Origin of the sequence: Sphingobacterium sp. UDSM-2020 (genome assembly GCF_016132525.1) — a bacterium.
Classification (GTDB): Bacteria; Bacteroidota; Bacteroidia; order Sphingobacteriales; family Sphingobacteriaceae; genus Sphingobacterium; species Sphingobacterium anhuiense.
Genome location: NZ_CP066166.1, coordinates 480,151 through 504,446 on the forward strand (window position 1 = coordinate 480,151; position 24,296 = coordinate 504,446).

Sequence of the window (24,296 nt, forward strand, 5' to 3'; positions counted from 1 at the left end):
ATGAATCCTTTCATCGTGCATTTGCTGTTTGATAATACTTTCATTCGGGCAGTCTGTGTATTTTGTGTCCGCCTGTAGGATTGATCATGTATTGGAAACGTCAAATCTCTTTATTTATCATTTATGATTAACAGAATAAATTATGCTTACAAAAATCATTGAGTTTTCTGTAAAGAACAAACTCATTATAGCATTATTGGTTCTTGGTTTAATCGGCATTGGCTCTTATCAGGTAAGCAAATTACCGATTGATGCTGTGCCGGACATTACCAATAATCAGGTGCAGGTTATTACAATCGCTCCGTCTTTTGGGGCAACCGATATCGAACGTCTGGTTACTTTCCCAATTGAACAGGCGAACTCCAATATTTCCGGACTCAAAGAAATCCGCAGTTTCTCCCGTTTCGGATTGTCCTTGGTTACCATTGTTTTTGATGATGGTATTGATGTGTATTGGGCAAGACAACAAGTGGCAGAGCGGCTGCAACAGGTTCAGAATGAAATTCCGCAAGGTATCGGAACACCGCAATTAGGGCCGATTTCTACCGGTTTGGGCGAAATCTATCAATATGTCGTTCGTCCTAAAGAAGGTTTTGAACAAAAATACGACGTTACGGAACTCCGTACCATTCAGGATTGGATTGTGCGTCGACAGCTACTTCAGGTCAAAGGCGTAGCGGAAGTCAGCAGTTTTGGCGGTAAATTGAAGCAATACGAGATTGCCGTGAATCCCGACCGACTTAATGCTTACGGCATTACCATCAATGATGTTTTTGATGCACTGAATGCCAATAACCAGAACACCGGCGGTGCTTATATCGAAAAAGGGCCAACCGTTCTCTACATTCGGAGCGAAGGTTTGGTGGGCAATATTGAGGATATTCAAAACATTTCCATTACCAATAAAAACAACGATGTACCGCTGTTTATCCGAGATGTAGCTGATGTCAAAATTGGTTTTGCCACCCGTTACGGAGCGATGACTTACAACGATCAGGGCGAAGTTTCCGGTGCGGTGGTGATGATGCTGAAAGGTGCCAACAGTAGTCAGGTCATCAAAGATGTAAAAGCCAAAGTGGCTCAAATCCAGAAAACCCTGCCCGAAGGCGTGGTGATAGAACCCTTTCTTGACCGTACCAAAATGGTGAATAATGCCATCAGCACGGTAGAGAGAAACCTTATGGAAGGTGCTTTAATCGTGGTATTTGTCCTCGTTTTATTTCTCGGAAATTTCAGAGCCGGCTTACTCGTGGCTTCGGTGATTCCACTAGCAATGCTTTTTGCTATTTGTATGATGAACCTTTTCGGGGTGAGCGGCAATCTGATGAGTTTGGGTGCACTGGATTTTGGATTAATCATCGACGGAGCGGTCATTATTGTAGAAGCCGTCCTGCATCAGTTATCCCTCAATCCTAAGTTCAAGGGCCTGCTGAAAATTCCGTCCAATGATATGGATAGTGTAGTTACAGAATCTGCCGGAAGAATGATGAACAGTGCAGTTTTCGGACAAATTATCATCTTCATTGTGTACATTCCGATCCTAACATTGCAAGGGATTGAAGGGAAAATGTTCCGCCCGATGGCAGAAACGGTGGCGTTTGCATTATTAGGTGCATTTCTGCTTTCCCTAACCTACATTCCGATGATGAGTTCGGTTTTGTTGAAGAAAAGAAGTTTAAAACCTTCGTGGTCGGACAGGGTAATGAAGAAAGTAGAAGCGCTTTATTTGAAAACCTTGCTGAAAGTTTTACGCATTCCGAAAACCATTTTTACCATAATCGGGATATTGTTCATCACGGCAATAATTCTGCTAAGCAGAATGGGCGGCGAATTTATTCCGTCTTTGGAAGAAGGTGATTTTGCGGTGGATACCCGCGTTTTACCGGGCAGCAACCTTACCACCACGATTGAAAGTACGCAAAAAGCAGCCCATATCTTAAAAACCCGTTTCCCCGAAGTGGAAAAAGTGGTCACCAAGATAGGAAGTGGAGAAGTGCCTACCGATCCGATGCCAATGGATGCTTCGGATATGATGGTCATTCTGAAAGACAAAAAAGAATGGACTTCCGCCAAAACGTTTCCCGAATTATCAGAAAAAATGAGCAAAGCACTGGAAGATGTGCCCGGTATTACAGTTGGTTTTCAGTATCCGGTAGCGATGCGTTTTAATGAACTGATGACCGGTGCAAGACAGGATGTGGTCATCAAAATCTTTGGCGATAATCTGGATTCTTTGGTGCAAAATGCCAACCAACTCGGTAAAATCATTGAAACGGTAAGAGGTACACAAAACCTTTATATAGAACCGGTTTCCGGGCTTCCGCAGGTGGTGGTAAAATACAATCGTCCCGTGATTGCTCAGTATCATCTTTCTGTTGCAGATGTCAATCGGGTGATTAATACCGCTTTTGCCGGACAGAGTACAGGTTTGGTTTTTGAAGGCGAAAAACGCTTTGATATGGTAGTACGCCTGAATGCCAGTGACCGAAAAAACATCAATGATATTCAAAATCTATTGGTTCCAACACCTGCAGGCAATCAGATCCCGCTCAATCAGCTGGCAACCGTAGATGTGGTGGAAGGTCCCAATCAAATTCAACGTGAAAATGCACAACGCCGTATTGTCGTCGGCTTCAACATCAAAGACCGTGATGTGCAAAGCATTGTGGAAGAATTGCAGGGTAAAGTGGACAAACAGATTAAACTTCCGGCCGGCTATTCTATTACGTATGGCGGTTCTTTTGAAAATCTGAACAACGCCAAACAACGGTTGATGATTGCCGTTCCGCTGGCATTGGCATTGATATTTGTCCTGTTGTTTATGGCGTTCAAGTCGATTAAAGAAAGTCTTCTGATTTACACCGCCATTCCGTTGTCGGTCATCGGAGGTGTATTTATGTTGAATTTACGCGGAATGCCTTTCAGCATCAGTGCTGCCGTTGGTTTTATCGCTCTTTTTGGCGTAGCGGTTTTGAACGGTATTGTATTGATTTCAGAATTTAACCGACTGCATAAAAACGGCATTAGAAATATCGTCAGAATTGTGATTGATGGCGGCGAAAGCCGATTGCGTCCGGTATTGATGACCGCAGCCGTTGCCTCCCTCGGCTTTATCCCGATGGCAATAAGCACAGGTGCTGGAGCAGAAGTGCAGCGACCTTTGGCGACCGTGGTAATTGGCGGACTGATATTGGCCACTTTGCTCACCCTTTTTGTCCTACCGCTTTTATATGTCAATATCGAAAATGGATTTAAAATGAAAAAACCAAAATCCAAACATGTCGCCTCTGTTCTGTTGATTTTTATGCTGTTTTCAGGAATAAAAATGAAGGCACAAACCATAATTTCTTTAGATGAAGCCGTGCAAACAGCGTTGCAAAACAATCGCAACCTGAAAAATGAAAAACTGCGTTCGGATTATGCCAAAGCATTGATTAAAACTTCTAATGCCGATATTCCGCAAACCGCAGTTACAGCAGATTACGGACAAATAAATAGTGCATACAACGATATGAAATTCGGGATTTCACAGAGCATTGCTTTTCCGACTGTGTATCAGAAACAGAAAAATTTGCATTCCGAAGAATGGAAAAAAAGCCAGTTGAATGTTTCGCTTAAAGAATTTGAACTGAAAAAAGCCGTCAGCCAAAGTTATTTCCAGATGGTGTATTGGAAAGATAAGGAAAAATTGCTGAATGAAACGTTGCAACTGTACACCCAATTTTTAGACAAAGCCAGTTTGCGTTTAAAAGCTGGAGAAAGCAATATTCTGGAAAAAACAACGGCTTCCAACCAAAAATCGGCAATTGAGATTCAGTTGAAACAAGTGCAGCAGGAAATAAAAACCTTGCAGTTGCAGTTCAGTTGGTTGCTCAATTCCGAAACGGAATATCTTCCTTTGGAAAATTCCAGACCGGTTCTTTTGCTTCAGGAAAATGCTTCGCATCCCTTGTTACATGTATTGGAACAGCAAAAAACGGTTGCCGGCAAACAAACCGAAGTGGAAAAATCCAGACTTCTTCCGGATTTGCAAATCGGTTATAATCTCAATTCGTTCAAAGGTATGGGACCTGATGATAAACTGTATTCTGCTACACCACAGTTTCATTCGGTGATGGTAGGTGTTGGCATTCCAATATTTTCAGGCGGACAAAAGGCAAGAATTCACGCTTCTAAAGTGGCGGAAAGCATTGCGGAAAACGATTGGCATAATACGGAATTTGCATTAGAGAAAAAACAGCAACAGCTCAAGCAAATGTATCAAACGAATCTCGAAATCATCAACCGTTACGAAACTGATGAACTGAAAAATGCAGACATCATTACCAAAACAGCACAGCAACAATTCATTAACGGAGAAATCAATTATCTGGAATTTGTAATGCTCGTCAATCAGGCAGTTTTGCTCAAAAGCAATTATGCAGATGCCCTATTGAAACTAAACGAAAGCGTGGTTGAACTGAATTATATCACGATTCAGTAGTTGATGAACAGGATATTTTAAACAGTAAACAGAATTTTTCAAATCAATATATAATTAGACAAGAAAATGAAAATATTAAAATTATACGGTTCTTATTTTTTGGTCTTGATAGTACTGCTTTCCGCAGTTCAATGTCAACAAAAACAAGAAACCACCGCCACCAAAACTGCAAATCCGAAAGACGAAAACACGGTTATTTTCACCGATGCACAGTTACACAATACCCCCATTGAAACCGCGGAACTGTCGATGCAGCATATTTCCACCGTATTGAAACTCAACGGTAAAATTGATGTACCACCGCAAAATCTGGTTTCCGTAAGTACACCGCTGGGCGGCTATCTGAAAAGCACCCGCCTTTTGCCAGGGATGAAAGTAGTTAAAGGTCAGGTAATTGCCGTTATTGAAAATCCGCAGTTTGTACAGTTGCAGCAGGATTATCTGATGGCAAAATCCAAATACCACTTTGCCCAACTGGATTATAACCGACAAACTAAGCTCAACCAAAGCCAGGCAAGTAGTGATAAAGTGATGCAGCAGGCACAATCCATTATGAGCGATCAGAAAATTCTGATGAATTCCATTGCCCAGCAACTGAAGTTGGTCAACATAAATCCGGCTAAGATATCTGCCGGAAATATTCAGCAGAGCGTACCTGTCTATAGTACCATCAACGGTTTTGTGAGCAAGGTGAATGTGAATGTAGGCAAATATGTAACGTCTTCGGATGTGCTGTTTGAACTCATCAATCCTTCTGATATTCACCTCAATTTAAAAGTGTATGAAAAGGATTTGGAAATGCTGAAAACCGGGCAACAGATTGTGGCTTATACCAATGTAGATCCTTCAAAAAAATATGCCGGTGAAATTTTGCTGACGAGTAAAGACGTGGACGGAAGCGGCATGGCTGAGGTTAATTGTCATTTTGAAAAATACGATCCTGCACTCATTCCCGGAATGTATATGAATGCCGAAGTGAAAACAGAAAATTCTTTTGCCAATGCTATTCCGGAAGAAAGCGTGGTGGATTTTGAAGGGAAAAGTTATGTCTTTACAGAAACCGGGAAACAGACCTGGAAGATGGTCCCGGTCACATTGGGAATTTCCGAAAATGGCTTTGTTGAAATCCTCAACTTTGCTGATTTTCAAGGTAAGAAAATCGTGGTCAAAAACGCCTATACCATATTGATGAAGTTGAAAAATACCAGTGAAGATGAAGAATAACAGTCAGATAAAATCTGATATAAAAATTTAAAATAATGAGAAATTCAACAAAAATATTTACCCCGCTTCATCGTGGTTTACACTGGGGCACAGCTCTACTAATGACGGTTTTGTTTATCACCGGATTTCTTCGGATCAACTGGATGGGTAAAAAAGCCATTCTGGGAGCTATTGAAAAAAATATGCAAGGCATTGATTTAACCAATGAACAAACCATCGTAACAGTAAAAAGCATTCTGGACCCTATGTGGCAATGGCACGTATATGCAGCGTATGTTTTCTTTGTAATCATTGCGGTTCGCATCATTTATATGTTGGTAAAGGGCATTCGTTTTCCAAATCCTTTTTCGGCAAATACATCAGCAAAAGAAAAATTTCAGGGATTTATTTATCTGCTATTTTACTTGTTTGTGATTGTTTCATCCATCACCGGAGCCTACCTGAAATGGTGGAATGGAGACCTGAAAGATACAATGGAAACCATTCATAAATGGGCAATTTACTGGTTTCCGATTTTTATTATTTTGCATTTTGGCGGGATTTGGCTGGCAGAAAAAACAGCTCAAAAGGGAATTGCTTCCAAAATGATTGGCGGAGATGATTAATAAATTTAAGAATGAGACATTTATTATTGATACTCATATTGTGCGTTTATCAATTGGGAATAGCACAAACGGATAGTTTGGTAACAGGTCAAAAGATGGATCAATCATTTGACCACGCCTATCAATTTAAATATAAAAAGCTGATTGTACCTTCTGTTTTTATCGGATACGGAATCCTAAGCCTGACGTCTGATGATCTGAAACAGCTGAACCGTTCCACCCAATATGAAATTGGGGAGCATCAGCCGGATAAAATAAAACTGGATAATTATACCCAATACGTACCTGCAATATTGGTTTATGGATTAAATGCTATTGGACTTAAAGGAAAACATAATTTGAAAGACCGAAGTATTATTTTAGGCACATCACTGTTGATTTCAAGTGCTGTCGTATTACCTACCAAGCATTTGGTGAGAGAAGAACGACCAGATGGTTCTAATAATTTGTCGTTTCCTTCGGGACATACTACAACTGCTTTTACAACAGCACATTTTATGTTCCGTGAATATCAGGATGAAAATATTTGGTTAAGTTTGTCTGGTTATCCAATTGCTGTTTTTACGGGAGTTTATCGCATTTTGAATGATAAACATTGGGTGGGTGATGTGGTTGCAGGTGCCGGTATTGGAATTCTCTCCACAGAAGTTGCCTATTGGTTGTTCCCAAAAGTCAGTCAATTATTTTCAAAAGATCATAGCAAAAATAGTGCTCTTGTATATCCGTTTTATCAAAATAAAACAATGGGATTAGGTTTGTCTTTAAACTTTTAAATTTATAAAAATGAAAAATATATATAAATTCATTATCGTTCTCAGCATTGCCTTAGTGGCACTTGTTCTGGAATTTATCCTGAAAGAACCGCATTATGCTAAAATCTTAATTACGGCAACCGGCATTTTGATGTCCATTGTTCTTCTGAAAGGAATGATCGACGTGCTTCGTTCCGGGAATTTTGGCGTGGATATTTTGGCGATTTCTGCCATTGCTGCAACCTTAGCTGTTGGTAATTATTGGGCGGCACTCATTATCCTCATTATGATTACCGGAGGTGATTCGTTGGAAGATTATGCCCAGAAAAAAGCCCGGAAAGATTTAAAATCATTGCTTGATAATACACCCCGAATTGCTCATAAAAAAACAGGAAACGATTTACATGATGTTCCTGTGGAGGATATTAAAATCGGTGACATCATCATCGTAAAACCCAAGGAAATTATTCCCGTGGACGGAATTTTACTGAGTGCAGAGGTGCTGCTGGACGAATCTTCGCTCACGGGCGAATCCAAACCCGTCAACAAAACCAAAGGCAACAGCTTATGGTCGGGTTCGGTGAATGGTTCGGGAGCCATTACCATTCAGGTTTCCAAACTCGCCAAAGACAGCCAGTACCAGCAACTCGTGCAATTGGTGCATAATTCCGAAAAAGAGCCGGCACATTTTGTGCGAATGGCGGATCGGTACGCTTTGCCTTTTACCATCGTTGCTTTTTTAATTGCCGGAATTGCTTATTTGATTACCAAAGATCCCAACCGCATTGCCGAAGTGTTGGTGGTGGCTTCGCCCTGCCCGCTGATTCTGGCGGCTCCCATTGCCCTGATAGCCGGAATGAGCCGTTCCAGCAGAAATGGGGTGGTGATAAAATCCGGGACTGTCATCGAAAAACTGGACAGAATGAAAGCCATCGCCTTCGATAAAACCGGAACCTTAACCAAAGGCGATCTTACTGTGGACGACATCATCCCGGAAAATTCTTATTCGCAAGACGAACTGATTGATTTTGTAGCCAGCGTAGAACAGCAGTCTTCCCACGTTTTGGCGGTTTCGGTGATGAAATATATCGGGGATAAACCGATTCCTCTGGCAACAGATTTAAAGGAAATAGAAGGAAATGGTATTGAAGGAAAAGTAAACGGCAAACTGGTGAAAGTGGGTAAACTGAATTTTGTAACGACCGAACCCATTTCAATTAAAACGGAAAAAACCTCGTTATTTGTTTCGGTGAATGACAAATATGCAGGGGAAATCACCTTTACCGATGAAGTGCGCCCCGAAGCCCGGCAAACCATTGCCCAATTAATAAAAATGGGTATCCAAAAAATTATGATGATTTCCGGCGACAAGCAAAGTATTTCTGAAAACATTGCCAAAGAAATTGGCATTACGGAAGTGCACGGTGGCTGTTTGCCTCAAGACAAACTGAAAATCCTGAAAAGTATGCCCGACGAATTTCGCCCGGTTGTAATGGTGGGTGATGGCGTGAACGATGCACCGTCGTTAACCGTTGCCGATGTAGGCATTGCGATGGGTGCTAAAGGATCGAGTGCCGCCAGCGATTCGGCAGATGTGGTGATTTTAAGAGACAATCTGCAAAAAGTGAGTGATATTATTCTCATTTCCAAAGAAACGATGAAGATTGCCCGTCAATCCGTTTTCATTGGCATTGCCGTTTGTACCGTGCTTATGCTGATTGCAGCCTTCGGTGTTTTACCGGCATTGATTGGTGCAGGATTGCAGGAAGTGGTGGATCTGATTTCCATTACCTCGGCATTAAGGGCTTTGAAGGACAGAACGTAACCACAACATTTGTTAATTGTCAGGAAAACCTTCAAAGGTCGCTGTTCAAGCAAAATAAAAACGTCCATAAAGACCGAAGGGTCGATAATGACCTGTTGAAAGGCATAAAGGGCTGTTAAAAAGAATCGCTTCTAATTAAGCAATTTTAAAAGGGGATTGTCATTCCTTTTTATTCGCCACGCAGCGGAGAGCTGCCCGTATCCGTTCAGGACGGTAATTATATACTAAATTTTCCAGTAGACGAGTACACTGAAGTATCATTGACTGACGAGCTGTTAACAGCTACCGACAAAAAACCTATAGCCGCATTTAAAGGAAAGACAGATTATATGCTGGTATTTGAAAAGGAAGAGGATGTCGCTTCTCTACTCCCTGATTTAGCGAAAATTGCCAAAATAAATGCACGAGGAATTATTGTAACCGCCAAAGGTAATCAATATGATTTCGTTTCCCGCTTTTTTGCTCCGGCATGTGGCGTTAACGAAGATGCCGTATGCGGTTCTGCACATACAACGCTCACTCCTTATTGGGCTGGACAATTAGGCAAAACTGAATTACTCGCTTTTCAACTTTCAGAAAAAACAGGCGAACTACATTGTAAGATATTGGGTGACAGAGTTGAGCTGGGAGGAACAGCCGTACTGTATTTGAAAGGCGAAATATTCATCTGATAAAAATGGTGGAATGAGTATAGAATCAGCTAAAAAACATTTAAGCAAATGGAATATTTGATATAATAAAAAAGAACTACCATTGAACCAAAAGAATGCCCAAACAAGGTTAATTTGTTTTATCCCGTCTCTATTCTCAGCTGTTCCAGATCCTCGACTAGTACCATAAGATTCAAAGTATTGGCAATCGAATCGGGCACTCTCGAGAGCAGACTTCCCCTCTGGTCATACAGTAGAAAACTATTCGAATGCGTATTATTTCGAAATGCATCTACAAGATAATAGAAGTTGTTTCCCGGTCCACCATGAAGGGAAACCACGGTATCACCATGTCCAATGGATGTTACGTAAAGTTTTGCTTTTGAATCAGCGGAAGGCAAGTACCAGGAGTTCATATCAAGTACATCAAGGATATTCTCAACAGATCGCTCTTGGCTCTTTAATCCCGGTGTAATCAAAAATAGTACAGTAATTAGAGACAGGATTTTTATTATTTTCATAACGAATTGGAGCATTGGTCAAAATCGAAATCACTAATAGTCAAATTCTCACGTTGAGTGTATAATGCCGCAAGGAATGTGCCATATTGCTTATTCGGAGGATGACTTTTCGAAGTTTACAGAGGATGTTTTGACTTTTTTAACCACACCATCATCATAAAAATCAATGTTTTCTATGGGGTTTTGTTGTAATCCAAAGGAATAAGAACCATACACCAAAAGCTACACTGAATCCGATCCAAGGAGACTTCATGCTGATCGCAGCAAAGAACCCGATTGTTGACAAGAAACACGTTAAAAAGAATAAAAGTAAATTTTTCATGAGTAAAAGTTTAAATATTAAAAAATTAAGTCTGTATCCAACGAATTGTAATCGTTGGATACAAATCAAGTTAAGCAGCTTTACCTGCTTATTTCTTTCTTCCTAATCAGTTCCAAAATTTTAGGCTCTGATTTCCTCAAGAACTGCATTACTTTATTTTGGACGTCATCTATAATTCTCCAATCCTTGGCGATATAAATATCTGTAACACGATTTCCATTATCGACATGGTTGAGTGCTAAAGCAACATTATCTTTACTCATCCTACAGTCATTTCTAGCTGTATTTGCGAAGGTATGGCGCGCACCATAAAGCGTTACTACCTGTACACCCGAAAGTTCTCGGAGTTTCTTCATTCCATGTTTTAATGCGGAATTGAAAGTGGTCCGGCTTGAATATCTTTGTGATAACTTTCCAATATATTTCTCCAATAAAGGTTTAGCTTCATCAATTATCCTTATACTAATAAATGCTCTGTCTTTTCGTTTCCCCTTAGTTTTAGATCGATTGTAGTCAACCCGACCATTTCGAACATTGTCAGTAGATATTTTAAATAAATCAACAGCATTCATCCCGCACAAATAGAATGAGAGCATATATAAGTCCCGAGCGAGTTCAGCCCTAGTGTTAGGTAACACTTTACAATCTCGAATTCTAATAACCTCTTCAAGATTATTATTTCTATTTTCGGTAAGAGGAGCTGAACCTACCTTATATTTTTTGAAGGGATAGTGTTTAATCAATATAATGCCCAGATCTTCATTATTGTAATGGTTCAACGCTTCATTAAATAATGTACGAAGATCTCTCATATAATTATATAAACTAGTATCCGAAACAGGCTTTGAAACAGTAGTAACGGGCTTTCCCAACTGGTTTATTCTTGTTATTGTCCGTTCAGATTTCAAGTAACGTTCAAACTGAACGAGCATATTAAAATGTATTTCATTTATTGAGACAGTTTCCCGATTAAAAAAATCAATGAGGTGGTTACGGACTGATCGATGGTTAGCGGCAGAACCATCACGACCGTCATCCTTCTCTTGTTGAATATAGTTCGCACAGAACTTGATAAAATCAATTTCTTCATCTATATTTTTGAGATAATCCCTTAATGAACCCGCGGTGAAAAAGTCAAGCTTCTCCTCGAGCTCGCTGATCGTTTTACGGTAGTCCTTTAGTTTCTTGTCAACTATTTCAAGGACAAAAGGATCTTTAATACTAAATTCTTTTTTTCCTTTCACCTTGGTGAGTTGTTTTAGGGAAAGGAAATGAGGAGTGTCTATAATTTTTTTTTCCTCTTTGTGATAGACCCTAATTTTCACATTGTAGGTTCCATCTGCTTTTTTGTGGTGTTCATAAACCTTTGCGCTTACGGTTGCCATAATCTTTTCATTACCACGAAAACCTTTGTGACGTATTTGTGACGGTTTTACGTGAAGTTCAACAAAAAACTATGCAAAACACACCGTTTTGAGGTTTTTCAAAACGTGTAGGGAGGATGTTCCAAAACCACCCTAAGGAAAGCAAAAAAGCCGTTCTACGCAAGTAAAAACGGCTTTTTTAGATAGTGACCCCGCTGAGGCTCGAACTCAGGACCCACAGATTATGAGACTTTCGGCCTGTACCTTTTTACACGGTGCAAAATCGTCGTTTCCGACTTGCAGAAGCAATATATGAACATTTTTTGGAACCGCAAAATTTTCCTCCGTAACACATTTGTAACGGTTTTTAGTGAGTTATTTTAGTACTGATTTGCTAGAAGAATTAAGCCTATTTGGATTTCCGCCTTGTCGCACGTTCAATTAAAAATTGTTTTAGCCACAGAGGTTCTTTACCTTGATAAGAAAGTTCCTTTACTACATCCCGCATGTCAAAACGTTCCCTAAATTGGCTATCTTTCAATTTTATTAACAAATTGCGAGCACTATCAGCGATACTCTGCTCTGTACAGTCCGCCAAAATTGTTGCAACATATAACACCAACATTGCGTTATTTTCAGAAAGCTGTACCTCTCTAATATACTTGCCCAACGCTTGTGCAAAGGGATGCAGTTTTAATGTGCCTTTTCGATAATAGTGAATTAGAACCGCTACATTGATATGATCATTTTGCCCTTCTTCCAACTCCTGCCATGATAATCCTTGATAGATCCGGTTTCGGTTGAAAGCTTGTACTTGTTCATATGGTGGAAGTTCCGAGTCAATGACATCATTCCATTCAGTTTCCCAAAGAGATGTGCCGAGATATGCAGCAATCGCACGAGCGCTTACAATCCGTACAGTTTCGATATCTTCATAGATATCTTTCATATGTGAGAAAAATGGTTTAAGAGGATAAATAACCTTATCCTCATAAAGATTTACCCTACCATGAGCAATTGCATTACGGTGATGAAGAAAACGTTCGATAAGCGCTTTGCTTTTGGGTTGCAATAATTGCAATTCCTGCATCATCCGCAAAATATTTGGTTTCACCGTTCTGTATGCATCTAACGTACTGTGTAGTAATTTTACTAAATCACCGTGTATCTGATTATTTTGGATAAAAAAAATGTCTTCTAACACCTCAGAAGCAAAAGTTCTCACTTTTTGGTCTATGTCAACCTTAATATTTATGGCATATTGTTCACCAAGTAATTCAAGAATATGAAAACAAGCTAAAATAGCCTCATCCTCGTATAGAAAGCTTTCTTCGCTTTCCACTTTCAAGTAGCTTGCTTTTCTCCAGCGATCTAGCAGAGAAAATATTAATCTTTGTTTATCCGGGGATAGTCGATTCATTGCCTCCAAAAGCTCCCTAAGTGCAGAGGAGTTGTCATTATCATCCCTGGTAAGTTTAGTTTCGTGGTCTAAAGATACTCCACCAGGGTTGTTAACTATGTTCGAGAAGCTAGAAAAGAAATCGAAAGTGGTTAAAGGTTCATCTGTTACGAAACAAATGATACTAAGAATGACAAGAATATTAGGACGGATAATAGAAGCGATCTCACTCACCCTATCAAATTCTTCTATCTCACAGAAGCTATCCACTAGTAAATATTTTCCGTCTTTAGAGTATTCTTCCTTCTGGTCGGTTTCTTGAACTACATTGGCACGATTCATTAGTTTATTATAGGTGGGATAGTCAACGGTGTAAGCCCTTGATTTCCCCCAATTCATGTCTATTTCAAACTCGGATTCAAACCACATTGCCCGTCTTTCAAATACTGTTACCATATATATCATTTCTTGGGTTTCTGCATTTTTGCGTGCTTGATTATAATCTGATTCTCATCAAGGAATGTCTTATACCTAATTTCATCCTCATATTCAATTTTCTCTCCAGTCCATTCATCATAGTCCTCCTCGATTTTGACAATATATTTTTCGATCACAAAAGTCTTATAGGATTTGAATTCCTCTTTCTCCTTAAACTCAATATCTATCTTTATCCGACTTAGCAGGTTCTCAGGATGAAATTCAATCGTATTGACTTCTTGTTGGATTTCCGTCAATTTGCTAACATTTCGGATAAGCCCCTTGACAGCGTCATCTATTCTGTAGCTATAGGGCCGTTGCCAAAAATCCTTTTTATCGAGCTCCCAGTCTTCGGATTCAATCCATTCATTGAGTAATTCTCTTGGAATCTTGTATTTATTACAGATTACACCTCTATTTCTGGCATCATAGACGAAATCGGAATGGCAGCACTGCTTCAATCCATCCAAATCCCACTCAACTCCATTTACGATGATTGTATTCGTTTTCAGGTCATATTGTACTTTGCTCATGCTACGGGTCGATTTAAATTACTTGTATTTAAAAAATCATTCTACTGTTCGGTCGCTTTGTAAATTTACAAATACTTCCTGACGATAGATAACCGTGAACAGTTTATTGGGTCATCTAAGCAAAATTGATTATTTTTATGGACATACTTTTTCTTGATGAACAGACCGATATTTTCTAAACCATTTTTAGCACAATATCTAAAAGACTTTAGGCTAACAACCCAAACGGATATCTTCCGTAAAAAAGATATTATTGACACTTGGATCAAAACGTTGGAATCAAGCCGTTTGGACCGTTCTAAAGAGGAGGAAACAAAGTCACGATTCATCTTAGAAATCTTTGGAGATGTATTGGGTTTTAATTACAAAAATCCGAGCAATTGGCTGATTCGGGAAGAACTGAAAACCATTGTGGACGCAACCAAACCCGATGCCGCGCTCGGTAGATTCAAGATCAACGAAACAGGAATAGAGAATGACGTCCATGTTGTCATAGAAATTAAAGATTCCAAAACCTCGGTGGACAAACCACAAAATAGAGCCGCTTTCAAAATATCTGCGGTAGACCAAGCATTCTTATACGCCTCCAAGGTGGGCGGGAACTGCAAATGGGTCGTTGTCTCCAACTTCATTGAAATCAGGTTTTATCACCAATCCAGCCAAGGAGAATATCAATCCTATAAGCTGAACGATTTACGTGATGAGGATGTTTTACGGGAGTTCCTATTTCTCTTCCACAAGGATCGGCTAACAAATAGTGTAAAATCTGCCACGGATAAATTATATGAGCTCCGAGAAAAAGAAATGGAGAGCGTACAATCTGACAAGCATATCATTGACCAAATGTATGAGGCCATCCATAAGTTCGAAGGATTAGGTTTTGTGGATCCCAATTTTCTTTGCAACGTGTTCCCGTTCAATGTATCAGAAGATTACGTATGGCACTACAACAAAGGTCGTCTACTAGCGCTCAATCCGGAAATCACCGATTTTCTGAGAGAAATAACCACGTCAGAGGAAGGGTTATCGTTGAGTAAAGAATTGACGGCGATAATCAAAAAAAAGAAAGTAGTGGAAGCGCAGCAAAAAATCGAGTACATATTCGAAAAGCTCCATCAATTCAGGATCGAGAAGATATGCGCTCCACTGGATTTAAAACCTTTACAAAAAAAGGAAATCAACTCCTTAGGTTACAGCCTGCGCCATTTTGAACATATCGATGACGACGAACTGGTTATCGTGTTTACGGGCTTTGGTCCTGAACTTAAATGCGAATGTATCAATTGTTCCTTTCGTAAATTGGACTTCGACAAGTATATCACTAAATTAAAGCAAGATGAGCAGAACCAAACAACAGACACGCTTGACCTCGCATATGGCCATTACCTAGTTTCGACCGATAATTTTAAGAAATCCTACTTCCTTTACAAAAACGTAGATATCAACACCAAAGGTCGGGAAGATAAGAAAATCCACTACTTTCTGTCGAAAATTAACCAGCTCTATCTCCTCAACTTAGTAGCCACCGGAAGCAAGGAACCTCAAGAAAAAGAAATTCTCCGCGATATAAAAAGTATCGATCTGGATAGAAGTATTCATGATGAACTGGAAATATATGTGGATGCGGATGTTCGAAAATATCTGATCGAGATCAAGGAGAACAAGCTCTTTAGGAAAGCGAAGGATTATGTCAATGATGCGCTGGAAAAATTGGAAAAATCCAACGGCACGTATAATGACATTGAAGAGATTCATCGCAGGTATCTTATCCTTCATGCACACATCCATAACAACAAAATTATCTATGATGCTTTTTCCGATTATCAGAAACTATCTGAAAAAGTCTTTAGGGCAATGGTGTTTGCGTACACCACAAAAAAACCGCTTATCAGTGATATTCCAAGTTTCTATTTCACAGAAGCAACGCTGTATATATCCTCACGGGATCTGGAATCAATCCTAAAACCTCTAGGCGAACTAACCCTCTCAGATGAAACTAAGATAAATCTCATTGAAAAAGCAAAGAATCTTTTGGCCTCCTATGCAAGAGAAGGGATTTGGGGACATAGTATCAAGGAGGCATTGGTATCAGCCCAACTGGAAAACTTTTGGTTTCAAAGCCGATTTCTCCGGATTTTCTCTAACCTTTTTACAATCCTGTCCAAAACAGAGTTATCCAAAGCATTGGTAGAGACATTGGCAAAACCCATTTTCACTTTTTTAAAGGCTGAAGACTTTCTCGGGTGGAACAATCTTAAAAAATTGGGAAACTTTATTCAAAAATATGGACACATCTTCAAACCGCAACAACTACATGATTTGCTAAGCCATGCTATTGGCGGTACTAAATATGGTTATCATAAATATGATGAACTCATCAAATCAATATGCCTTGCATACAGGGAGAACTATCCTGACCAGCCTATTACGGATAAAAGCTTAGTGCCTAAAGCCCTTGCGAATTCCATGAACTCAAAAGGGGAATCTGATCCACGTCGATTTATATATCTCTATCCCATCATTGAAGAACAGGGCAAACAAAAGCTATTACAGGAGATGGATGCTTATCTATACAGGAATTTCGATGACTATGTTTTTTTTGATATGCTCGGACTCGAAATTGTATCCTTCTATGATGGCAAATATCTCGGAATGTACATTGATTCAGCGGCCAAATCAAAGGGTACTGGCTTCATTGGTGTGATTGATGGAGTAGCAGAACACAACAATCTTACCATGATTAACTTTATTAATCAGATTTACGCAAACGATATTCAGCTAAATAAAGAACAGATAAAAAAGTTCACTAATCTCGGCCCTTTTGAGTCTTGGGCATTGAATCCACATGAATTCAATTATCAAACCTTTGACACTGACTGGCTAATTGCAGTAAACAGAGATTATATTTTGGAGAAATTGGCGGTGATCCCGGCGATACATCAAGCCTTAGAACAACGATTATCTAAGGACTTCAATTCTACTCTTGCTCAGATTTACTTTAAATATTTTGTGGAAAATTATAGGGATTTTACTTCGTCTTGATTAATAAGCCTTTCTATAATTTAAGGAGTTTTAGCATATCTGGAATTTTGACATAGTCTATGTTCATATTTTTCGAGATTAAGAATTAGACTGGGCTTCGATCCAACGGATCATTCCAAGGCAAAAGAAGGCATGCATCAGCCTTTGGGCGGTTTGTTCATTGAACAGTTCCGATTCTAGCAAGCCGTGCGCAACCTGATTCCGTAGATTCCAACCTTTGCTATCAACAAATAGCATTTTGAAGTAATAAACAAGATCATCGCCGAATGCCTTTGCAATAATCGGATCACCTAGCACATGTCCGAAAGTCTTTACCGGATAAGTATCATCGCTATAAGTAAGGATATTCCCTCCGTTAGCCTCTAACAAATTTCGTAAAGCTTCCTCGAATTGCGGAATCAATATGTGAATGCATACGAAATAATTTCTGTCAAAAAATGCCCGAACACCGGTATTAATCAGCTCATATCTCTCTTCGTCAATGATGCACGACTTCTTTAGGAAATCCATCACCGTTTCCGTCGTCAATTTATTATCGCGTATGCCTACTGAAAAAATAAAGTGTAGATAGATTGCACCACCCATTTGAAGTGTACGATAATAATGATTGACTAGGTGGTCATCTTTTGTTTCACTGATTGGCTTGATTTTCGCAATTACCCTTCCGTGCTTATCAACGATACTGTTGGATACGTAATACCTGATTGGATGCGATTGAACCGACTGGTCAAAGTCATCCTTTAATTCCTTGATTTCAATGATCTGCGCTTTAATGATGCGCGCAAACATCACATCTCCGTCAAACTTCAATATCTTGTTGGCATATGCCTCTAGCTCCTTGGTGTTAAATTCTCCCGAAACAGACACTTTTTTAAATTCCTCATCCGCTTTTTTGCTGACTTGGCGAATTCTGACCATAAGTAGATCAGCTTCCTCATTAAGATGGAAGTATCGATAGATCAGCATCAGTTCCTGCAGAAGACCGGCTACCTGTATTGCAGGAATGTTAGCGACATATCTGTTAAATGCTTCGCCTAATTTATGCAACACTCTGGATACCTCGTTCAATATGCCATTTTTTTGATAATATCCGGCAAGCCGTTCTGCCGCAGCTTTTGCTGCCCAGGGATCTAATGGAGTTAACTCGTTGAGCCTTGCTTCGAGTAATGAGATGATTGTTTGTTCCTCATCATAATCCACCAGTGCCGGTTTTCTATTAACCAAAAGATCGTAAGATGATGACCAAATGTTTTTTGTCTCTCCAACTGGAATAGCATTATCATTGAGCATTATTAGATCCTTGATTTGAGTTTTTAAAGCTTTCTGATTATCTGTCACAGCAAAATTTAGAGCACGATCAATACGAAATTTATTAGCTATTGCTGAACAGGTCAAATTATTGCGATATATTGCGATCAGACTTTCAGTGCAGATCTTCCTTATTTCAAAAGGAGCACGTTGACCAAAAATATTAGTATAAAAGTCACATACAACACCGCTATACCTGGCCTTCAATATTGGATGCCTAGTATCTTGTGCACGTTTCGCCCAATAATTGATTATATCCTGATTAATCAATTCAATATCTGGCGATTGGCAAATAGCGTTTCCGTCTACCTGATAAATTTCTGGTTGGTAATATGTCCCCCACACAGAAGGCTTGCCAGTACCATTCTCTAAAAATTGAAAAGCCATCAATTCCGCTTGGCACACTGGATTTGCTTCTAAATTATGTCGCTTAACGAACATCGCTAAATTAGAATAGAATACCCGTTCATTGAGATACAATGCTGGATCAGTTTCAAAAGGTTTGAAATAAGTTGTTAGGGCGAGTGGAAATACGTATACCATAATTCTCATTAAAATGTGAATATTTATTTCTTATCGTTCAACCAGTCTATCCTGTAGTTCCAACCCAATTGGATTCTGTATAGCAACAAGGTGTATGATGATATTCCTAAAAGCCTGAAAAATTGAGTCTTTTGCCGTCATATAAGGTTTATAATTAGTCCATAGATAGCTGCACGCTGAGGCAACACTATCATAATATTTAAAAGGTACTCTTACTAATCCGGAAGGAGTTTTGGTAGTATCTAATTCATTCTGCCATTTTAGATGCATATCGAGTATCAGAATACCGGAGTCAATGAAATTTAGAGCACTTGGTGTTTTTAACAATGTTGCAACAGTATTTATCGCATCTGAGGTCATCCATTGTTTTGCAAGATATACAATGACTTTTTTGCTTACCTTCGCTAATAGGTCCTGATAACCTAATTCCCAAACCTTCATTTGGAGATTTGAAACGCCTAATAGACCCTCCCATAACTTACGATGTTCATGATAGAACTCACGCTTAAATTTCCATGTACTTTCTGTATTTGCATAATCGATCATATCATTCCAGATTAGCCCCAATGTTTCATACTTATCCAGTTCTTGATAATTTTTAACAATCAAGTTATCAAAAAAATAGCTTAACCATACTGAATTTATTATGCCATAAGACAGTAATGGTTTCCAAAGCTTACTCGCTTGGTCTTTCTCCAATTTTGGTAGTAATAGTGAAAGGTTTAAGATTAGCCACTGGTCGAATGAAGAGAGTGACATATCTAAATTTGGCGAATCCTCGTTCGCTTCTCCCCAAGTCCACAACGTTAGATCAACCAGTTTTTGATACCACCCAAGTACATATTCTTTTTCCCGTTGTTCCAACATACTTTCAAACTCTGGAAATTGAAGTGCTGGAAAAAGAAAGTTCACGTCAATTCCGGGATCCTTAAGTGGTGTAACGGGCTGACCATGCCTTCTTCTCCTCCGATTCTCCCTCTGAATGGTCGTAGCCATAAAACCACAAATATCGATTAAATTATGTGGTGTTTTGTTTTCAACATAATCCTCCAAAATTTCCTCGAAAACTTTAGCCCAGTCGGTTTCCTCATCCCATTGAAGTGGTTTATACTGACTTATTAGTCGACATCGTTGTATATATAGGTTTTGAAGCTGAACAAAAGTAGGATCATTAAATTTAAGAAAACAAGAGGTTTCTTTGAACAAGTATCCAACTGCTTCGTTATTGAAATTTAGTGCAAGAATCGCCAGCCAACGGCGATAGATTTTGTTTTTTGGCTCTTTAACAAATAATTGTGGAACAAACTTAGCAGCAAATCTTTGCCAGCTTCCCACGCCTATGAGCATAGTAGATTCCCGTGGTGCGAATGATACCTTTCCAAATACTTCCTCTGCCATCTTGTCAATCCATTCAAAATATTCTGGATGAGGTTTTCGTATAATATTTTCATTTACAACAAGTATAGCTATTCCTGCAAAAATATTAGATAGCCGCTTGTTAAGATGGTTGAACAAGTCATCCTCTAGCTGTTCGGAAAAATTTTGAATTTTTTTCCATATCTGTTCAAGTTCTTTAATTTCATATTTCCTGTTGCTTTCGAGCCCTTGCTGTTGGACGAAAGCAAAAGTAAAATCGTCCGAGTCAACAGCAGAAACTGACCTAATAGGTTCCAACTGCTGTGCAACCTCCTCTGGCTCTTTGTAAACTAATCCGACATTGTGCTCATCCTCATATGCAACATAATTTTCACTATTAACATGAGCGATCGTATTCACCAAAAAAGGATCGAGGTACCCCTGATCGTTATATTGTTTATTCAACTCGATCCATCTTGGAATAATAATATTTTTAAACATGTCACTGATTTCTTTGCTCCCAAATACCAAGCGAAGTACAACAGATTTAATCGAAGTTTTACGATGAGGCATAGAGTTCCACTTTGATGCGAGTTCCCAAGTAGTACTGTCCAATAAATTAGCCCCCATCATTTGATGTCCTTCTATTCCCATTGCACCATAATCTAATTGACTTTCAATTTTGTATAAATCATATTGAGCTAAAAGTGGTTTGAGAACTCCCAAGAATAATTTAGGATAATATCGTCCAACAGATGATAGCAGACCTACCACCGCAAGTGAATGACTGTTCTCCAGTAGTTGAGTAATATAACTTTCAGGTTGTTTGCCCTCATCAATCAGATCGAGGAGAAATTTCTCAAGTGCCATTAATATCGATACCAAACTATGTGGTGCATTGCCAATATCCCTAAACCAATAATAAACACGACTATCTCCATAAAATTCTTGTTCACCTATCCCAGGAATATCCAATACAATAAAGGTAGCCTCCTCTCGACGTGCTTGTTGCTCCAGCTTCCATTCGTCCGTAACAAAATTGGTCAGAGTAATTACGAAGCTAACAGCTTCCTTTGACGCTGTTTTAAAAAAATTTAGGAAAGGTCCTCGATGATAAAATGGTGGAAACCATTGATGTGGCTCATAAATATTATATTTGAAGTTGTGAGATCCAGGATTTTCTACATTCTCGGGTTCATTGATTAACAGTGCAAGTAATATATCCTTTGTCAATTGGGGATTTACCTCCATCATTGGTATTAGATTTTCTTTATCTAAGCAGGCCTCTTGAAAATCGTCATCCACTTTGAATAGAGGTCCATGGGATAACTTTGTTCCCCTCCTTGGATTGTAACTGCGCAAGAAATGATGATCGTCGGAATCCTTCTTTCTGGGATTTTCCGGTAATGATCTACCACAAAGTTGGAGTGACAATTCTTCTATGTCTTGCTGTTTTTCACGAAAAGCTAGTAGCATCGGCTGGTAAAAATCTTTTCCCGAATGGTTCATAGCAAAACCTCCATTTTCCCTAAAATCGATAAACCATTTGGCAAGCATAACAGCAATCTCAGCAGCTGTATTTCGAAAGATTGAACCAAGCGGCGTATGCTCCAACCAGTCTTTTGAAATTCTAATAGCATTTTTTTTTGAGAGCTCTACTATCTCATCGACATGACCGGATAAAAATCTCATTATCGGTATCCAATAAATAAATTTTGGCGTGCGGTGGAAAGTGGCCAGTTGGGAAACAGTTATCCCCTGAAGCTTTCCAACAAGCTGCAAAATAACTGGGTTTGGAAGAGTCGCCTTAAAGAAAAACTGTTCAAAGAAATGATTTAATATTTTGGCTTCGTCTTTTTTAAATTCTTCCCAAAGCTCTTTTAAGTATTTTTCTGTGTCATTGGAAAATATGACGGACTCTAATAAAAGGTTTTGAATCATTTTATTTTTGGATTCAATGGTATCAAAACCTTTATATGTCGTCAGCCATTCCGTAGCATCTTTATTCTTTTCCAGTAAATAGATACCGAAAAGTCGGATTGCTTTACACCATAATGGTGAAAACAGGTCCAACTTAGGTAAATAATCAAAAATCTTGTCTCTATTTGCGCGGATCATCTTATATCTTGCCCAATCCCCATAGAGGTCATGTGTGAAGTAAAGTTGATCCTCAAGCTCATCGATGATCTTATTTTGTCTCAACTCGTTGATATGCATAGATTCTGAAATCTGAAATTCAGTTATAGGTGTAAATAGTCTCAACTCATTGGCCTGTTTTTCCGCAAGGCTTTGTAAAAATCTCGAGTTCGCAGCACCGTTATCACCTTTATCTGAGATTTCCTGCTCCCAAATCCAATCTATCAGATGAGATTCTCCGATATCTTTTGAAAATTGTGACGAATTCTCTTTTGAAATATTAAAGATGACAAGATCAAGAAATTTCAAGTTTGACAGCAATTTAATCAAATGTTCATGTTTGATCAGTTCTGCAAGTTGCGGAAATCTCCCGGCTACTTTCAGCATTTGCTCTTGGTCGATAGTCTCTAAAGTAAAAATACCAGAATGAGGAATTGTCAGATTACTTCGGGAAAGTTTTTTTACGAGTCCTTCATAGTCGTCTTGTTGGCTGGTTATCAAAATATTCCACGAACAAAACGGCAAGTCAATTACTGAACGTATCAGGTTGGATATGAACTCTATAGATTCTTGTTTATATAAACGATCCGCCCCATCGATTACTAATAGGTTAGCAGTTGTTCTAGACTTCGATATCAATTCTTTAAGTGAATGATCGATCTTAAAATGATGTTCAGAAATAGAGGATATTAGTATGCTTGTATCTAACCAAACTACTTTCGAATGATCTGCAATCACTTTTTCAGCTATTTTCTTTGCTAATACCGTTTTACCAATACCGGATGGACCAAGTAGGAATACTACCTGTTTATCGGTCAACATTCTCAAAAGATTTTCAATCTCTTTATTCCGATCTATAGCATAACTTTGCCCGATTAAATCTGGTATGTTTTCGATTTTCGCCCTTGTGTAGTTTGTTATTTTTTGCCAGTCTGCAGTATGTTCGGCTAAAACCGAAAGCTTGAATTGCCCTGTAATTTTTGATAGTAAAATATTTTCATCTATATATCCCCCGAGGGGTGCAAACTCATTCCTTAAGTTCGAAAGTCGATCAAATAAAAAACTAGCCTCCGTAACCGCTTTAGAGTGTAGGCTGTCCTGAAGTACACTGATTAGGTTTACTGTATCATTTGAGGCGTTACTCTGAAAGTCAAATTCCTTTATCATGATACGTGTCAACAACTTACAGGTTTCTTCATCAGTTACATTGTTTGTTGTTTTAAGTGATGTAGGGCATTTTAAATTGTTAAAAAGCTTTTTTTGTGCAACAGAAAAGCTTCCAGTATTTAAACGTTTGAGCATATCGTCTGGCGAAGTCACCCTCGCCGTGCTAATTAGCGTAGAAAAGTTTTCGCTGACTGATCGAGCTAGTGGCGAAACGACAAACAGCATAAAATCAAGATCAGGATCGAAAACTTCTTGATCAGCGTTTAAATACTGATTCCAAATGTCAGTTACGATTTCGGTAGGAAAGCCTGATCCCGTAATCTGTCGATTACTTTTTGCAGATACCGCCAGTTTGTGATAATTCTTACCGTCATACGTGGTTAGCAACAGATCATCAAATAACCATCCAAGAGGTCTTACTTGAAAGTCTATACGTTTAATCAAGCCGAGCTCAGGCTGTAAGGGGAATTTCCCAGACAACAAATACGCTAAAAAATAAGCAGTGACCTTGTTTTCGAATTCAAAGCCTCCACCTCCGGTCTGTTTTGCTGTTGCAACTTTGGCCATTTCTAAAGATTTACAAATAAAT

13 protein-coding genes are annotated in these 24,296 nt (G+C 39.0%); 7 read left to right on the plus strand and 6 right to left on the minus strand.

Annotation, left to right across the window (positions count from 1 at the left end; all coding sequences use genetic code 11):
• Positions 1–142: 142 nt before the first annotated feature.
• The 6 genes from JAZ75_RS02050 (at position 143) to JAZ75_RS02075 (ending at position 9,560) form a co-directional block, all read left to right on the plus strand.
• Entirely contained in the window at positions 143–4,483 is a 4,341-nt protein-coding gene (locus tag JAZ75_RS02050) for a CusA/CzcA family heavy metal efflux RND transporter (protein WP_208699968.1), read from the plus strand.
• A 66-nt stretch (positions 4,484–4,549) separates the two neighbouring features.
• Positions 4,550–5,707: an efflux RND transporter periplasmic adaptor subunit gene (locus tag JAZ75_RS02055; RefSeq protein ID WP_208699970.1), complete on the plus strand. Its 1,158-nt coding sequence runs from the start codon at positions 4,550–4,552 to the stop codon at positions 5,705–5,707.
• 35 nt (positions 5,708–5,742) lie between these two features.
• Complete coding sequence (locus JAZ75_RS02060; protein ID WP_045754281.1) at positions 5,743–6,312, plus strand: cytochrome b/b6 domain-containing protein; 570 nt, start codon at positions 5,743–5,745, stop codon at positions 6,310–6,312.
• A gap of 11 nt (positions 6,313–6,323) precedes the next feature.
• The gene (locus JAZ75_RS02065) at positions 6,324–7,085 is read left to right on the plus strand and encodes a phosphatase PAP2 family protein (RefSeq protein ID WP_093099842.1); all 762 of its coding nucleotides are present in this window, start codon (positions 6,324–6,326) and stop codon (positions 7,083–7,085) included.
• Between the two features lie 10 nt (positions 7,086–7,095).
• On the plus strand, positions 7,096–8,889 hold the full coding sequence (locus tag JAZ75_RS02070; protein WP_208699972.1) for a heavy metal translocating P-type ATPase: 1,794 nt from the start codon (positions 7,096–7,098) through the stop codon (positions 8,887–8,889).
• A gap of 221 nt (positions 8,890–9,110) precedes the next feature.
• Complete coding sequence (locus JAZ75_RS02075) at positions 9,111–9,560, plus strand: PhzF family phenazine biosynthesis protein (protein ID WP_410528622.1); 450 nt, start codon at positions 9,111–9,113, stop codon at positions 9,558–9,560.
• A gap of 119 nt (positions 9,561–9,679) precedes the next feature.
• Here the strand turns inward: JAZ75_RS02075 and JAZ75_RS02080 are convergent, their stop codons facing one another.
• From JAZ75_RS02080 to JAZ75_RS02095, 4 genes are all read right to left on the minus strand, one after another.
• On the minus strand, positions 9,680–10,060 hold the full coding sequence (locus JAZ75_RS02080; protein WP_208699976.1) for a hypothetical protein: 381 nt from the start codon (positions 10,058–10,060) through the stop codon (positions 9,680–9,682).
• Positions 10,061–10,462: 402 nt separating this feature from the next.
• Complete coding sequence (locus tag JAZ75_RS02085; protein WP_208699978.1) at positions 10,463–11,767, minus strand: site-specific integrase; 1,305 nt, start codon at positions 11,765–11,767, stop codon at positions 10,463–10,465.
• A gap of 388 nt (positions 11,768–12,155) precedes the next feature.
• Complete coding sequence (locus tag JAZ75_RS02090; RefSeq protein WP_208699980.1) at positions 12,156–13,601, minus strand: hypothetical protein; 1,446 nt, start codon at positions 13,599–13,601, stop codon at positions 12,156–12,158.
• 5 nt (positions 13,602–13,606) lie between these two features.
• On the minus strand, positions 13,607–14,155 hold the full coding sequence (locus JAZ75_RS02095; RefSeq protein WP_208699982.1) for a hypothetical protein: 549 nt from the start codon (positions 14,153–14,155) through the stop codon (positions 13,607–13,609).
• A gap of 156 nt (positions 14,156–14,311) precedes the next feature.
• Here JAZ75_RS02095 and JAZ75_RS02100 point away from each other — a divergent pair, with 156 nt between their 5' ends.
• A complete protein-coding gene (locus tag JAZ75_RS02100) occupies positions 14,312–17,197 on the plus strand; it encodes a hypothetical protein (protein ID WP_208699985.1) in 2,886 nt (961 codons plus the stop codon).
• Between the two features lie 78 nt (positions 17,198–17,275).
• On the opposite strand, the gene JAZ75_RS02105 is transcribed toward JAZ75_RS02100, so the two are convergent.
• Positions 17,276–19,048: a DUF4209 domain-containing protein gene (locus tag JAZ75_RS02105; protein WP_208699987.1), complete on the minus strand. Its 1,773-nt coding sequence runs from the start codon at positions 19,046–19,048 to the stop codon at positions 17,276–17,278.
• A 30-nt stretch (positions 19,049–19,078) separates the two neighbouring features.
• The gene (locus JAZ75_RS02110; protein ID WP_208699989.1) at positions 19,079–24,274 is read right to left on the minus strand and encodes an ATP-binding protein; all 5,196 of its coding nucleotides are present in this window, start codon (positions 24,272–24,274) and stop codon (positions 19,079–19,081) included.
• Between the last annotated feature and the right edge of the window lie 22 nt (positions 24,275–24,296).

Coding starts and splice junctions, on each gene's coding strand:
- JAZ75_RS02095 (WP_208699982.1), bottom strand. CDS start 14,155: ATGAGCAAAGTACAATATGACCTGAAAACGAATACAATCATCGTAAAT.
- JAZ75_RS02050 (WP_208699968.1), top strand. CDS start 143: ATGCTTACAAAAATCATTGAGTTTTCTGTAAAGAACAAACTCATTATA.
- JAZ75_RS02105 (WP_208699987.1), bottom strand. CDS start 19,048: ATGGTATACGTATTTCCACTCGCCCTAACAACTTATTTCAAACCTTTT.
- JAZ75_RS02060 (WP_045754281.1), top strand. CDS start 5,743: ATGAGAAATTCAACAAAAATATTTACCCCGCTTCATCGTGGTTTACAC.
- JAZ75_RS02065 (WP_093099842.1), top strand. CDS start 6,324: ATGAGACATTTATTATTGATACTCATATTGTGCGTTTATCAATTGGGA.
- JAZ75_RS02100 (WP_208699985.1), top strand. CDS start 14,312: ATGAACAGACCGATATTTTCTAAACCATTTTTAGCACAATATCTAAAA.
- JAZ75_RS02070 (WP_208699972.1), top strand. CDS start 7,096: ATGAAAAATATATATAAATTCATTATCGTTCTCAGCATTGCCTTAGTG.
- JAZ75_RS02080 (WP_208699976.1), bottom strand. CDS start 10,060: ATGAAAATAATAAAAATCCTGTCTCTAATTACTGTACTATTTTTGATT.
- JAZ75_RS02090 (WP_208699980.1), bottom strand. CDS start 13,601: ATGGTAACAGTATTTGAAAGACGGGCAATGTGGTTTGAATCCGAGTTT.
- JAZ75_RS02055 (WP_208699970.1), top strand. CDS start 4,550: ATGAAAATATTAAAATTATACGGTTCTTATTTTTTGGTCTTGATAGTA.
- JAZ75_RS02110 (WP_208699989.1), bottom strand. CDS start 24,274: ATGGCCAAAGTTGCAACAGCAAAACAGACCGGAGGTGGAGGCTTTGAA.
- JAZ75_RS02085 (WP_208699978.1), bottom strand. CDS start 11,767: ATGGCAACCGTAAGCGCAAAGGTTTATGAACACCACAAAAAAGCAGAT.